10 protein-coding genes are annotated in these 13,927 nt (G+C 62.5%); 4 read left to right on the forward strand and 6 right to left on the reverse strand.

Annotated features, from left to right (window positions below):
* Together Q8K09_RS02340 and Q8K09_RS02345 are read right to left on the reverse strand one after the other, a co-directional pair.
* A partial coding sequence (locus tag Q8K09_RS02340) for a sodium:alanine symporter family protein (RefSeq protein ID WP_305253416.1) occupies positions 1-1,334 on the reverse strand: 1,334 nt, incomplete at its 3' end.
* 414 nt (positions 1,335-1,748) lie between these two features.
* Entirely contained in the window at positions 1,749-3,173 is a 1,425-nt protein-coding gene (locus tag Q8K09_RS02345) for an aspartate ammonia-lyase (RefSeq protein ID WP_305253417.1), read from the reverse strand.
* Between the two features lie 293 nt (positions 3,174-3,466).
* Here Q8K09_RS02345 and Q8K09_RS02350 point away from each other — a divergent pair, with 293 nt between their 5' ends.
* The 3 genes from Q8K09_RS02350 (at position 3,467) to Q8K09_RS02360 (ending at position 8,456) form a co-directional block, all read left to right on the forward strand.
* A complete protein-coding gene (locus tag Q8K09_RS02350) occupies positions 3,467-4,372 on the forward strand; it encodes a LysR substrate-binding domain-containing protein (RefSeq protein WP_305253418.1) in 906 nt (301 codons plus the stop codon).
* A 132-nt stretch (positions 4,373-4,504) separates the two neighbouring features.
* Positions 4,505-7,402 (forward strand): ATP-binding protein, encoded by a 2,898-nt coding sequence (locus tag Q8K09_RS02355; protein WP_305253419.1) that lies wholly within the window; start codon positions 4,505-4,507, stop codon positions 7,400-7,402.
* Positions 7,392-8,456 carry an HD domain-containing phosphohydrolase gene (locus Q8K09_RS02360; RefSeq protein WP_305253420.1) on the forward strand — a complete coding sequence of 355 codons (1,065 nt, stop codon included), beginning with the start codon at positions 7,392-7,394 and terminating at the stop codon, positions 8,454-8,456. The genes Q8K09_RS02355 and Q8K09_RS02360 overlap by 11 nt, the downstream gene beginning before the upstream one ends.
* Before the next feature lie 92 nt (positions 8,457-8,548).
* On the opposite strand, the gene Q8K09_RS02365 is transcribed toward Q8K09_RS02360, so the two are convergent.
* The 4 genes from Q8K09_RS02365 to adhP all read right to left on the reverse strand — a co-directional run bounded on the left by Q8K09_RS02365 (position 8,549) and on the right by adhP (position 13,130).
* The gene (locus tag Q8K09_RS02365) at positions 8,549-9,679 is read right to left on the reverse strand and encodes a polyamine ABC transporter substrate-binding protein (RefSeq protein WP_305253421.1); all 1,131 of its coding nucleotides are present in this window, start codon (positions 9,677-9,679) and stop codon (positions 8,549-8,551) included.
* Between the two features lie 39 nt (positions 9,680-9,718).
* The gene (locus Q8K09_RS02370; protein WP_305253460.1) at positions 9,719-10,753 is read right to left on the reverse strand and encodes a histone deacetylase family protein; all 1,035 of its coding nucleotides are present in this window, start codon (positions 10,751-10,753) and stop codon (positions 9,719-9,721) included.
* A gap of 200 nt (positions 10,754-10,953) precedes the next feature.
* Positions 10,954-11,946, reverse strand: a complete 993-nt coding sequence (locus tag Q8K09_RS02375) for an AraC family transcriptional regulator (protein WP_305253422.1) — start codon at positions 11,944-11,946, stop codon at positions 10,954-10,956.
* 161 nt (positions 11,947-12,107) lie between these two features.
* Entirely contained in the window at positions 12,108-13,130 is a 1,023-nt protein-coding gene (gene adhP / locus Q8K09_RS02380) for an alcohol dehydrogenase AdhP (protein ID WP_305253423.1), read from the reverse strand.
* A gap of 276 nt (positions 13,131-13,406) precedes the next feature.
* Here adhP and purE point away from each other — a divergent pair, with 276 nt between their 5' ends.
* On the forward strand, positions 13,407-13,898 hold the full coding sequence (gene purE, locus Q8K09_RS02385; RefSeq protein ID WP_305253424.1) for a 5-(carboxyamino)imidazole ribonucleotide mutase: 492 nt from the start codon (positions 13,407-13,409) through the stop codon (positions 13,896-13,898).
* Positions 13,899-13,927: the final 29 nt, after the last annotated feature.

Below are 13,927 nucleotides of genomic sequence, written 5' to 3' on the forward strand. Positions count from 1 at the left end.
TCGAAGACCGGCACCTCTACACCTGCCTTGATCTGCTTGTCGTAGTCGCGCATCAGACGCAGGCCGACCTTGAACAGCAGGGCCAGGGCGATCAGGTTGGCGATGGCCAGCAGGCCCATGGTCACGTCGGCGAAGGCGAACACCGTCCCCAGATCCTGCATCGAACCCCACAGTACCAGCAGGATTACCAGCACGCGGTAGGCCTGGACCAGCCAGCGCTTGTCGCTGAAGAAACCCAGGGCGTTCTCGCCGAGGTAGTAGTTGTAGATCAGGGTGGTGAAGACGAACAGCAGCAGGGCGACGCTGATGAATACCCGGCCCCACTCGCCGACTACGCTGGCCATGGCGGTCTGGGTCAGGATCACCCCGGAGACTTCCATACCCGGCTGATAGACGCCGGAGAGCAGGATGATCAGCGCGGTGCAGCTGCACAGGATCATGGTGTCGATGAATACGCTGAGCGATTGCACGATGCCCTGGGCAACCGGGTGCTTGACCTCGGCCACGGCGGCGACGTTGGGTGCACTGCCCAGACCGGCTTCGTTGGAGAACAGGCCGCGCTTGACGCCCATGATGATGGCCGCGCCGATGCCGCCAGCGAAGGCCGGTTCCAGGCCGAAGGCGCTCTTGACGATCAGCGTCAGGGTCGCCGGGACGGCCTCGATGTTCAGGCCGATTACCACCAGGGCCATGGCGATGTAGGAGAAGGCCATTACCGGCACCAGTACTTCGGCGAACGTGGCGATGCGCTTGATGCCGCCGAAGATGATCAGGCCGATCACTGCCATCAGGACGATGCCGCTGACATAGGTAGGCAGGCCAAAGGTGTCATGCATCGAGCTGGCCACGGTGTAGGACTGCACGGCGTTGAAGCCGAAACCGAAGGTCACCAGCAGCAGAATCGAGACGACGATACCCAGCCAGCGCTGACCGAGACCGTGCTGGATGTAGAACGCCGGGCCACCGCGGTAGCTGCCATCGGCTTCGCGGCGCTTGTACAGCTGGGCCAGCGAGCACTCGAAATAGCTGGTGGCCATGCCGACCAGCGCGACCATCCACATCCAGAACACGGCGCCTGGGCCGCCGAGCATGATGGCGACGGAAACCCCGGCGATGTTGCCGGCGCCGACGCGCCCGGCGACGCTGAGCATCAGCGCCTGGAATGAGCTGAGCTGACCCGGACGGTGCTTGAAGGCTTCGCCGAAGATGCGAAACATGCTGCCGAAGTAGCGAAACTGGACGAAGCGCGAGGCGATGGTGAAGTACAGCCCGAGGCCGATCAGCATCACGATCAGCAGCTTGCTCCAGATCAGGTCGTTGAGAATGTCGAGCATGGGGGCCTCTCCCTTTTTTGTATTTATCGGGAATTAATGGTGATGGCGCCGCCTGGGTAGGGCGCCGCTGGCGTACGCAACGGGTGCCCGGATAGCCTGCCCAGTTCAGTCGTTTCCGGCTTAGTGTGCCGACACAGATAACCGCTTCGTATCAGGGGCTAACCCTGGCGCGCAGCGGCATGAACGCGGAGCCGACTGGACTGGACTGACTATTTCGAGCGCTAGCGCATCGGGGATTGCCCGGTGCTTGGCGGTGAGCGGTGGTTGAGCTGTTTCATGGTGTCACCCGGCGTGATGTCTTTTGGTAAGCCCACGTCGCGCAATAGCGGCATGTTGGCCGCCGGTTGCACGGCCGCGCCGGTTAGGCGCAGTCGTCCCGCACATCCTTGCGCGGGTGTTGCTCGTGGCTGTGGTTCAGGCTTTGAGCGGCACCAGGCGCGGCGCGATCATGTTTTCCGGGCGCAGGATGTCGGCCAGGGTCACGTCGTCCAGCAGATTTTCTTCGCGCACCAGTTCGAGTACGCCGCGGCCGCTGTCCAGGGCCAGCTTGGCGATGCGGGTGGCGTTCTCGTAGCCCATGTAGGGGTTGAGCGCGGTGATCAGGCCGATGGAGTTTTCCATCAGCGCCCGGCAATGCGCCTCGTTGGCGGTGATGCCGACGATGCAATGCTCGCGCAGCATGTCCATGGCGCGCTGCAGCAGGCGGATCGAGTCGAAGATCTTGTAGGCGATCAGCGGCTCCATGACGTTGAGCTGCAACTGGCCGCCCTCGGCGGCGATGGTCAGGGCCAGGTCGTTGCCGATGATCTCGAAGGCCACCTGATTGACCGCTTCCGGGATCACCGGGTTGACCTTGCCGGGCATGATCGAACTGCCCGGCTGGCGCGCCGGCAGGTTGATCTCGTTGATCCCGGTACGCGGGCCGCTGGAGAGCAGGCGCAAGTCGTTGCAGATCTTCGACAGTTTGACCGCGGTGCGCTTGAGCATGCCGGAGAACAGCACGAAGGCGCCCATGTCCGAGGTGGCTTCGATCAGGTCGGCGGCCGGCACCAGCGGCTGGCCACTGATCAGCGCCAGGCGGTCGACGGCGAGCTGCTGGTAGCGCGGGTCGGCGTTGATCCCGGTGCCGATCGCGGTGCCGCCCAGGTTGACTTCGGTGAGCAGCTCCGGCGCCAGGCTGCGCAGGCGCGCCAGGTCTTCGCCGAGGGTATTGGAGAAGGCGCGGAATTCCTGGCCGAGGGTCATCGGCACGGCGTCCTGCAACTGGGTGCGGCCCATCTTCAGTACATGGGCGAACTCTTCACCTTTGCCGGCGAAGGCCTGGATCAGGCTGTCGAGGCTGGCCAGCAGGCTGTCGTGGCCGAGCAGCAGGCCGAGGCGAATGGCGGTCGGGTAGGCATCGTTAGTCGACTGCGCCATGTTCACGTCGTTGTTCGGGTGCAGGTACTGGTACTCGCCCTTGGTGTGACCCATGGCCTCCAGGGCGATGTTGGCGATCACCTCGTTGGCGTTCATGTTGGTCGAGGTGCCGGCGCCACCCTGGATCATGTCGACCACGAACTGCTCGTGGAAGTCGCCGCGGATAATGCGGGCGCAGGCTTCGCTGATCGCCGCGTGCTTGGCCGCGCTGAGGTGGCCCAGTTCGCGGTTGGCATCGGCGGCGGCCTGCTTGACCATGGCCAGCGCGGTGACAAACTTGGGGTAGTGCGCCAACGGCACGCCGGACAGGCGAAAGTTATGCACGGCACGCAGGGTCTGGATGCCGTAATAGGCCTCGGCCGGAACGTCCAGGGAGCCAAGCAGATCTTTTTCGACGCGGAATGATGCGGCAGCGGACATGATGAGAGATATCTCTAGGGAATACGGCTAACGCCGCGATGTCCCGTAGGCTAGGGGCTGTGGCTGGAAGCTGGCCAATGCTGTTAAGCGCTGGGGTATGCATAATCGGCATAATGTCAGTGTGACTGCGAGCGTCTGGCGAACGTAGGCTGCTTCTGTAGCCCGGATGAAATCCGGGAAGCGCAGGCGGCGGCGCAACCTGCCCCGGATTGCATCCAGGCTACGAAACGCGACGCTATGGCGGCCCTAGCAGTGGGCAGCAAAATATAGATGCAGCAACGGGCGGAGCAGCGATGAATCTGGAAACCAAATGGCTGGAAGACTTTGTCACTCTGGCCGCCACCCGCAGCTTTTCCCAGGCGGCGCAAAAGCGCTTCGTCACCCAGCCAGCCTTCAGTCGACGGATCAAGGCGCTGGAGAACATGCTCGGCCTGACCCTGGTCAACCGTGCCTGCACGCCGGTCGAGCTGACCGAGCCCGGCCAGTTGTTTCTGGTCACCGCGCGCAGCCTGGTCGAGCAACTGGGCGAGGTGGTGCGTCACCTGCACAACCTGGAAGGCAAGCAGGGCGAGGTGTTGCAGATCGCCGCCGCGCACTCGCTGACCCTGGGCTTCTTCCCCGAATGGATCGCCCGCTTGCGCCGTGAAGGCCTGCCGTTGAATACCCGGCTGGTGGCGACCAATGTCGGCGAGGCGGTGCACTCGCTGCGCGAAGGCGGCTGCGACCTGATCCTCGCCTATTACGACCCGGATGCCGCGCTGCAGATGGACCCGGAAATCTTCCCCTCGCTGCACCTGGGCGTGACCTCGATGCTGCCAGTGTGCGGGGTGGGCGATGACGGTCAGCCGCTGTTCGACCTCGACAGCGGCCAGACTGTGCCGCTGCTCGCCTATACCGCCGGGGCCTTTCTCGGTCGCTCGGTCAACCTGCTGCTGCGCCAGCGCGCCCTGCGTTCGACCACGGTGTACGAAACGGCGATGGCCGACAGCCTGAAAAGCATGGCCCTGCAGGGCATGGGCGTAGCCTGGGTGCCGCGTCTGTCGGTCACCGCCGAGCTGGCCCGTGGCGAGCTGGTGGTGTGTGGCGACGAACAGTGGCAAGTGCCGCTGGAGATTCGTCTGCACCGCTGCGCTTTGGTACGCAAGGCCTCAGTGCGCCTGTTGTGGCGCAAGCTGGAGAGCGGCGAGGTGGGGCGTTAAGGCTGCCTCAGTTCGTGTCGTCGCGGGCTTCGCTCGGGGCGATGAAGGTGTATGGCATTACCAGAAGTCAGTGATATCATTTTAATATCATATTTTATCGCATTCCTCCGCGTGCCCATTGGAGCGCCTTTCATGTCGTTGAAACATCCTGTCGGTCTGCGGCAGTGGATTTGGCGCGCCTTTGTGCAGAGTGCCCTGATCCCGCTGGTGCTGGTGGAAACGGTGCTGATCGCCATCTATCTACTGAGCAACAATGCCATTCGTGATGCGCAGATCGAGCATCTGCGCCAGACCGCATTGACCGACCTGGAGGCGACGGCTTCTCTGGAAGCGAGCATCGTCGATGAGCAGCTCAAGCATGTCAGTGCGCTCACCAATCTCTACCGCAACCTGACGACCCGCACTCTGCTTGATGAGGGCGCAGTGCAACCGCTGGCCCTGGCGCTGAGCAGCGACGGCGTGCGCTTCAATCGTGAGGACCAGGGCGGCTCCGCCTACTTCTATTCGAATGCCACGCCCGTCGAGCAGCAAGACCTGCGCAAGGCTGCAAAACTTGCCAGCCTCGACCCGCTGATGAAGGAGCTCCAGACCAGCAGCCCCTTGGTCGCCAGTCTGTATTTCAACAGCTGGGACAGCCTCAACCATATTTACCCCTGGTTCCTCACGCCTGATCAGTATCCGCATGACATGGTTATCCCGGACTACAACTTCTATTACCTGGCGGATGCCACGCATAACCCCGAGCGCAAGGTGGTATGGACCGATGTCTATCTCGATCCAGCCGGTCATGGCTGGATGATGTCGGCCATTGCCCCGGTCTACCGTGGCGACTTTCTTGAAGGCGTGGTTGGCGTCGACATCACCGTCGGCGGCATCCTCGAGCAGATCGGCCAGTTGCAGGTGCCTTGGGATGGCTACGCCATGTTGGTCAGTGATGACTTGAACATCATGGCCATGCCTGCGCCTGCTGAAGAGGACTTCGGCCTCGACGAGCTGACTGAACACTCCTACGAGGAAGCGATTCGTCGCGAGATTTTCAAGCCTGAAGACTTCAGTCTGCTCAACAACGCCCAGACGACTCAGCTAGCCGGTGCAATCAAGGCACAACCGAGCGGTGTGCAATCGGTTGTGCTCGGTGGGCGCACTCATCTGGTGGCCTGGGCCATCGTCGAGCAGACGGGCTGGCGGCTGCTCACGGTGGTCGACGAAGCGGATGTGTTCAGTCAGACCAACGCGCTGGCCAATCGTTATCAACAAATCGGTTACCTGTTGATCGCCGGCCTGGTGGTGTTTTACCTGCTGTTCTTTGCCTTCATGTGGGCACGTGCGCGCCAGCTCAGCCAGCACCTGCTCAACCCTATCGCCGGTATCTCGCGGATGATGGATCAGATCGGTTCGGGCAACTGGTTGCCGCAGCAGGTGAAGTCGGAGATTCGCGAACTGGATCAATTGGCCGGCCATGCGACGAGCGTGGGCACCCAGCTGGAGCAGAGCGAGGCTGAGCGTACGCGTATTCAACAGCGTCTCGAACTGGTGCTGGAAAGTGCCACCGAGAGTATCTGGGAGCGCAGTTACGAGACCGATATCATCCAGTTGCGTGGGCGTTTCTGCGCGCGCTTCGGGCTGTCTTCGGAGGCGCTCAGCGAGGCTGATTTTCTCCAGCGTATTCACCCGCAGGATGTCGCCAAGGTTAAAGAGTCGCTCCGTCTCGCTCACGTAGGTGAACTTGATCGGTTTGACGCCGAATATCGCTTTGCCGATGCCGCTGGCGAATACCATTGGTTGCTTAGCCGTGGGCGTGTGCTTGAGCGCGATGCGCGGACGGGAAAAGCCCGGGTTTTGGCCGGCACTCACGTTGATATTAATGCACTCAAACAGATCGAAGATGAACTGCGTACAGCCATTCTTGATGCGCATGTATCTTGCGAGGCCAAGTCACGCTTCATCTCCAGCATGAGCCATGAGTTGCGTACGCCGCTCAATGCCATTCAGGGTTTCGCTCAGTTGATGCGCATGGAGCAGGGCGACCAGGCCGAGGGCGAAACGGATCACCTTGAGGAAATTCTGTTGGCCAGCCGACACCTCAATCAGCTGGTCGACGATATCCTCGACTGGTCGAGTATTCAGGCCAATGCCACCCGCGTCGACTTGCAGCCCGTCGATGTAAGCGCCCTGATGAGCGAAACCGCCGGGATGGTGCGCGGCAAAGTGGCCCGGCATGGCTTGCAGCTCAATCTCGACCTGCCCGATGAGTATTTGCAAGCCATTGCCGACCCGCGCCGCCTGCGCCAGGTGCTGATCAACCTGCTGTCCAACGCGGTCAAATACAACCGGCCAGGCGGACACGTTACGCTCAGCTACCAGGTCGCCGCCGGTCATATCCGCCTGGTGGTGGAGGACACCGGGCTGGGTATCGCCGAGGATCTGCAGGCGCAATTGTTCGAGCCATTCAAGCGCCTGGGCCGCGAGAACACCGCGATCCAGGGCACCGGTCTCGGCCTGTCGTTGTGTCGCGAGTTTGCCGCCCTGATGCATGGCAGTATTGGCCTGCACAGCGAGCCTGGTATTGGCAGCAGCTTCTGGATCGAACTGCCGCTGATCAGGCGTGGAGGCACGTTCACTGTGCCAGAAGACAGCAGCAAGCCGGCGCAGCAGCCGCGGATCTTTTATGTCGAGGACAATCCGGCCAGCCAGTTTCTGGTACGTAAGGCACTGGCCGACTTGGGCGAGGTCAGCGTTGCGAGCAATGGTCGCGTCGCGCTGGAGCAAATTCTGGCTGCCCCCCCCGACTTGTTGTTACTCGACCTCAACCTGCCGGGTCTGAATGGTGACGAAGTGCTCCGGCAATTACGCCTCGACCCGCGGACCAAGGGGTTGCAGGTCATCGTACTGAGCGCTGTTGCAGTGAGTGAGGTGATGCGCATGGCGAGCCTGGATTGTCAGGGGTTGCTGAGCAAACCCGTGGATGTGGCTGAGTTGCGCGGCTTGGTCAAGGCCATACTCTATGGAGTGACTGCAGATGCTGACTGAGGCAATGCGCTTCGCCAAGGTGGTAGTGATCGACGATGTTGCCGCCAATTTGCGCCTGCTCGAATCGAGCCTGCGCGCCCTTGGCCTGAGTCAGGTCAAGGCATTCAGCGACTCGGCAGCTGGCCTGGCGTGGTTGCAGCAAAACCCCTGGGATCTGCTGCTGCTCGATCTGGATATGCCACAGCCGGACGGCTTTGAAATCCTCCGGCAATTGTCCGAGCGCGACCGCAGCTGTTCTACGGTGATCGTTGTCACCGCGCTGAGCGATGCCGATAATCGTCGGCGCGGCCTGGCCATGGGCGCCAACGACTACATCAGCAAACCGCTGGATTTGCCGGAACTGCTGATGCGCGTGCACAGCTGCCTGCAGTTGAGCCGGGCCAGCCAGCTGCTTAAGCAGGAGCGGGCGAGCCTGGAACAAAAAGTCCAGCAACGTACCGAGCAGTTGAGCGCCAGTTTCCAGTCGTTGGTTCGCAGCCTGTCGCGGGCGGCAGAGTACAAGGACGATGAAACCGGCAGTCACATCATGCGCATCGGCGCATCCGCCGCGTTAATCGCCAGTGCCCTGGGTCAAGACCCTGAGTGGGTCGAGCTGCTGCGTCTGGCAGCGCCGATGCACGATGTCGGCAAGATAGGGATTCCCGATAACATCCTGCTCAAGCCTGGGGCATTCACCGCCGAGGAGCGGGCGATCATGAATCGTCACGCGCAGATCGGCTTCGATATTCTGCACGATGAAGCGCATTCACCGCTGCTCGAACTGGCCGCCGAGGTTGCCCTGTATCACCACGAAAAGTGGGATGGCAGCGGCTATCCGGCAGGCCTCAAGGGCGAGGCAATTCCCTTGGCTGCGCGTATTGTCGCCCTGTGCGATGTGTATGACGCACTGCGCTCGACACGCCCCTACAAGCAGGCCTGGTCGGCTGAGCGCGCTCAGCAGCTGATTCGCACCGAAGCCGGCAGGCACTTCGATCCACAGCTGGTGCAGGTGATAGAAGGCTTGTTTGAGCAGATCGAAGACCTGCAAAACAGATTTTCTGACAGCGCTGCCTGAGTGGTCGTGGATCGATCGTCGAGGCAGCCCAGCGTGCGTCTTCATGCAACCGTACGCCAGCGATTGGGCGACCTCAGGTTAGCAGGAGATCCTCAAGTCCCTGACTTGATCTTGGTCCAGGCCCGGGTGCGGATACGTTCGGCGCGCTGCGGCAGCGGTTGCAGCACGTAGAGGGTTTTCTGCGCTTCGGCGGTTGGGGTCAGGTTGGGGTTGTCGCGGATTTCCGCGCCCACCAGCGGCATGGCGTCCTTGTTCGGGTTGGGGTAGCCGAGAAAATCGCTGATCGGTGCGACCACTTGCGGCTCGAGTAGGTTGTTGAGGAACTCATGCGCTTCGTCGACGTTCTGCGCGCTTTTTGGGATGGCGAAGGAGTCGTACCACAGCGGCGCGCCCTCTTTCGGCAGGCGCCAGTCAACCACCACGCCGTTGCCGGCTTCCTTGGCGCGGTTGGCGAATTGGTAGAAGCTGCCCGAGTAGCCGATAGCCACGCAGATGTCGCCGTTGGCGATGTCGGTCATGTACTTGGCCGAGTGGAAGTAGGCGATGTGCGGCCGGATCTTCAGCATCAGCGCGCTGGCCTTGTCGTAGTCCTCGGTCTTGCTGCTGTTGGGGTCCAGGCCCAGGTAGTGCAAGGCGATCGGCAGGATGTCGCCCGGCGAGTCGAGCATGGCCACGCCGCACTGCTTGAGTTTGCTGATGTTCTCCTCTTTGAAGATCAGGTCCCAGCTGTCCACCGGGGCATCGGCTCCGAGGGCCGCCTTGACCTTGTCCGGGTTGAAGCCGATCAGCACCGTGCCGTACATGTAGGGTGCGGCGTACTGGTTGCCGGGGTCATTGGTGGTCATCAGTTCGAGCAGGCCAGGGTCCAGGTGTTGCCAGTTGGGCAGCTTGCTCTTGTCCAGCTTCTGGAACACCCCGGCCTTGATCTGGGTGTCGAGGAAGGTGTTGCTCGGTACTACCAGGTCATAGCCGGAGTTGCCGGTGAGCAGCTTGGCTTCCAGCGATTCATTGGTGTCGAACACGTCCCAGGTCAGCTGGATGCCGCTCTTGGCCTGAAACTCCTTGGGCACCGAGGGCAGCATATAGTCGGCCCAGTTGTAGACGCGCAGTTCGCGCGGTTTGCCTGGGGATTGCTCTGGGGTTTGCGCCTGTGCCTGGCCGAGGCTGCCGAGCAGGGCGCCGGCGCAGAGGGAGGTGGTCAGGGTGCGGGTGAGTCTGTTCATCGCGGTCACTCCAGTCTTGTTGTCATTGTGTCGTCCACCCTACGAGGTGCCGGCTTCGAATCCTTCCAGCACGTTGACTGCATTGACGCCTATGGCCTCCACCGCATAGCCACCTTCCATGACGAACAGGGTCGGCAGGCCTAGCGCGGCGATGCGCTTGCCCATGGTCAGGTAATCCGGGCTGTCGAGCTTGAACTGGGAGATCGGGTCATCTTTGAAGGTGTCCACACCGAGTGACACCACCAGCACCTCGGCGCCGTAGTCGCTGATGCGCTGGCAGGCCTGCTCCAGCGCCGCGGCCCAGGTTGCCCAGCCACTGCCTGCCGGCAGCGGGTAGTTGAAATTACAGCCTTCGCCGGCACCCGCGCCGCGTTCATCGGGATAACCGAGGAAGAACGGAAATTCCGCCGCCGGGTCGCCATGGATCGAGGCGAACAACACATCATTGCGCTGATAGAAGATGTCCTGGGTGCCGTTACCGTGGTGGTAGTCGACGTCGAGAATGGCCACCTTGGGCCGGCCCTGGTCGATGAAGGCCTGGGCGGCAATAGCGGCGTTGTTCAGGTAGCAGTAGCCGCCCATCACGTCGCCGGCGGCATGGTGACCGGGCGGGCGGCACAGGGCGAAGGCGCTGTGGGCGCCCTGGGTTATTTGCGCCTGGGCGCTGAGCGCTACTTGCGCCGCGCTGTAAGCCGCCTGCCAGGTGCCGGCGGTGATTGGCGCGCCGGCGTCGAAGCTGTAGTAGCCGAGCTGGCCGTGCAGGCTTGCCGGCAACTGCTGGCGCAGGGTGCGCGCCGGCCAGGTATAGGGCAGCAGATCGCCCTGACCGCCCTGGGCCTGCCAGCGATCCCAGGCCCCGGCGAAGAAGTCCAGGTAGGCCGCACTGTGGATGCGTTCGATCGGCGCGCGGCCGAAGTCCTTGGGCGCGCGTACTTCGCCCAGCTGACGATCCTTGACCCGCGCGAGGATGTGGTCGGCGCGCTGCGGTTTCTCGAAACAGGGCTGCAACTGGCCGTCGATCAACTCACAGTTGCCGTGGTGCAGGTGATGGTCGTCGCTGTAAAAAGTCAGCATTGGCAGGCTCCCAGGCTTGTTGTTCTGGTCACCATTGTTCGCCGTGCCGGCCGGCGGGCATACGCTGGTAATGGCCAATAGGGGATCGAAGTGGCCAAATTGCCTGACCGCAGTACTCATGTCGTAGGGTGCGCCGTGCGCACCAGGGTAGGCGCGCAAAGGGCTGGTGCGCACGGCGCACCCTACGAGGGCATGGATGATCAGGCGCGAAAACGACTCGGCGCCACCCCGCTCCAGCGCTGGAAGGCATGGCGGAAGCTGGCGCTTTCGCTGAAGCCGAGTTCCTCGGCGATGCGGCAGATCGACCAGTCCTCCTGGCCGAGCAGGGTCTTGGCGCGCTCGAAGCGCAGCTCGTCGAGCAGTTCCTGGTAGTGCGTGCCCAATTCCTGCAGGTGGCGGCGCAGGGTGCGCGGTGAGCAGTGCATCTGTTGCGCCAGTGCCCCCAGCCCTGGCGGCTCGGCCAGGTGATTGGCCAGCTCCGCGCGCACGCGCTGTAGCCAGGCCTGGCGGGTGGTGAACTCGGTATTCTGCTTGCGGCAGCGTGCCAGAACTTCCTGGCAGGTGACCGGGTCGGCCAGCGGTAGGCGGCGTTGCAGCCACTCGGCGGGGAAGGCAAAGGCATTGCGCTGGGCGCCGAATTGCAGCGCACAGGCGAAACTGGCCGCGTAGTGTTCGGCGTAGGCCGGGCGCGCATAGCTGAACTGCGCCGCAGTCAGCGTCAACGACTGGCCAAGCAGTTCGCCGCCGATCAGCCTGAGCGAGGCCAGGCACATTTCCACATTGAACTGTTCCAGCGCGGGCGCATGCCGGTACTCGCGGGCGCTGACCCACGCCAGTTCGCCTTCGACGTTCAGGTCCAGTTTGAAGTAGGTGCCGAGCAGCGCCGGATACTGCAGTAGAAGGCGCCAGGCGTCACCAAAGGTGGCACTCGACAACGCGGCGTAACCGAGCAGGCCGTAGGACGACACATGCAGGCGTTGGCCCAGTACCAGGCCAAGGTCGGCGCGCAGGGCCAGGGCGTTGGCGCACACCTGCAGCTCCTGGGTACGGGTGATGCGGCTGTCGGCGCTGGCCAGGTCGCCGGCCTGGATGCCACTGCCGGCGAGCAAGGGATCGAGCTGTTCGGGTTGCTCGGCGAACAGCTCGAGAATCAGCGAGACCACATGCAGGGTAGTCAGATTGGCGTGCAGCATCGACGGTATCCACGATTTTCAGGTCGTTGAAATAACGCAAGAAGCATGCCGCCGCTAGCGAGTGGCTGAGTCCCAGGGCAAGCCCGGATGCAATCCGGGGACTCAGCCGCAATCACGCTACCGGACCCCCGAATTACATCCGGGCTATCAGGGCCGGCCTCTTAGAACTGCATCACCACGCGCCCTTCGATCTTGCCCGCGCGCATCTGTTCGAACACCTGGTTGATATTGTCCAGTTTGTCGCTGTGGATGGTTGCCTTGACCAGGCCTTCGGCCGCGAAGTCCATCGCCTCCTGCAAGTCCGCACGGGTGCCGACGATAGAGCCGGTGATGCTGATGGCCTTGAGCACCACGTCGAAGATCGGCGTGGGGAAATCGCCTGGCGGCAGGCCGATCAATGCCACTGTACCGCCACGCCGAGCCATGCCGATGGCCTGGCCGAAGGCACTGCTGGACGCCGCAGTTACCAGCACGCCATGGGCACCGCCGATGTCGCGCTGGATCACCTCGACCGGGTTCTCCTTCAACGCGTTGATTGTCAGGCTGGCACCAAGCTTGCGCGCCAACTCCAGTTTGGCGTCATCAACATCGATGGCCACCACATGCAGGCCCATGGCCTTGGCGTACTGCACCGCGACATGGCCCAGCCCGCCGATACCGGAAATCGCCACCCATTGACCCGGTCGCGCCCCTGTTACCTTCAAGCCCTTGTAGACGGTGACGCCAGCACAGAGAATCGGTGCGATTTCCGCGAACTCAACATTTTTCGGCAGTATGCCGACGAAGTTAGGGTCCGCCAACACGTATTCGGCGTAGCTGCCGTTCACCGAATAGCCGGTATTTTGCTGACTTTCGCAGAGGGTTTCCCAGCCCGTCAGGCAGTGCTCGCAGCAGCCGCAGGCGGTATACAGCCAGGGCACGCCGACCCGGTCGCCTTCTTTGACGCGTTTGACGCCGGCGCCCACTGCCGCAACATAGCCAACACCCTCGTGGCCGGGGATAAAGGGCAGGCTGGGTTTCACCGGCCAGTCGCCTTCGACCGCATGCAGGTCGGTATGGCATACGCCGCAGGCTTCGATCTTCACTAGAATCTGCCCGGGACCGGGCAGGGGCACCTTGACTTCCTCGATGCGCAGCGGCTGGCCAAAGGCATGGACGACGGCTGCTTTCATGGTTTGGTTCATGGTGCGATCCTCGTTTGATGTGCAAAGAGGCACCTACAGTGCGCCGATGAGGAGTGCAGGTGTTGTTCAATGGCAATGTTTTGGCTTGCGGCGGCTAACTCTGGACAAACGGTTGCAGTGGCTGCTCGCCAAGCCTGGCTTTACGGTATACTTCGCGGCCTTTTTAGCACGCAAGCCACGCCGGTCATCCCGCGTGGCTTGTTGGTTTTTGACGCGCCGCCACCGCGACGCACACTTTTGCTGCGCCGCGAGGCGCCCGATAGAAGAGGCACTTTGATGAGCGCACTGGTTGGCGTGATCATGGGCTCCAAGTCCGATTGGTCCACCCTTAGCCACACTGCCGAGATGCTGGACAAGCTAGGTATCCCCTATGAGGTCAAGGTGGTCTCCGCCCACCGCACCCCGGACCTGCTGTTCCAGTACGCCGAGCAGGCTGACAGCCGTGGCATCCAGGTGATCATCGCCGGAGCCGGTGGCGCGGCGCACCTGCCAGGTATGTGTGCGGCCAAGACCCACCTGCCGGTACTCGGCGTGCCGGTGCAGTCGGCGATGCTCTCGGGCGTCGACTCGCTGCTGTCGATCGTGCAGATGCCGGCGGGTATTCCGGTTGCCACGCTGGCCATCGGCAAGGCTGGCGCGATTAACGCGGCCTTGTTGGCGGCGAGCATCCTCGGCCACCAGCACCCGCAGTTCCATGTGGCGCTCAAGCAGTTCCGTCAGGAACAGACCGATACCGTGCTGGAGAATCCGGACCCGCGCCAGGCCTGATGGCTGAGCGTAATCGTTGGCCAGCTAAA

This window comes from Pseudomonas sp. (assembly GCF_030683065.1).
Taxonomy (GTDB): Bacteria; Pseudomonadota; Gammaproteobacteria; order Pseudomonadales; family Pseudomonadaceae; genus Aquipseudomonas.

What these genes read in the sequence shown, in the direction of transcription:
- Q8K09_RS02345 (WP_305253417.1), bottom strand. Translation starts at nt 3,173, where the DNA reads ATGTCCGCTGCCGCATCATTCCGCGTCGAAAAAGATCTGCTTGGCTCC.
- Q8K09_RS02350 (WP_305253418.1), top strand. Translation starts at nt 3,467, where the DNA reads ATGAATCTGGAAACCAAATGGCTGGAAGACTTTGTCACTCTGGCCGCC.
- Q8K09_RS02355 (WP_305253419.1), top strand. Translation starts at nt 4,505, where the DNA reads ATGTCGTTGAAACATCCTGTCGGTCTGCGGCAGTGGATTTGGCGCGCC.
- Q8K09_RS02360 (WP_305253420.1), top strand. Translation starts at nt 7,392, where the DNA reads ATGCTGACTGAGGCAATGCGCTTCGCCAAGGTGGTAGTGATCGACGAT.
- Q8K09_RS02365 (WP_305253421.1), bottom strand. Translation starts at nt 9,679, where the DNA reads ATGAACAGACTCACCCGCACCCTGACCACCTCCCTCTGCGCCGGCGCC.
- Q8K09_RS02370 (WP_305253460.1), bottom strand. Translation starts at nt 10,753, where the DNA reads ATGCTGACTTTTTACAGCGACGACCATCACCTGCACCACGGCAACTGT.
- Q8K09_RS02375 (WP_305253422.1), bottom strand. Translation starts at nt 11,946, where the DNA reads ATGCTGCACGCCAATCTGACTACCCTGCATGTGGTCTCGCTGATTCTC.
- adhP (WP_305253423.1), bottom strand. Translation starts at nt 13,130, where the DNA reads ATGAACCAAACCATGAAAGCAGCCGTCGTCCATGCCTTTGGCCAGCCG.
- purE (WP_305253424.1), top strand. Translation starts at nt 13,407, where the DNA reads ATGAGCGCACTGGTTGGCGTGATCATGGGCTCCAAGTCCGATTGGTCC.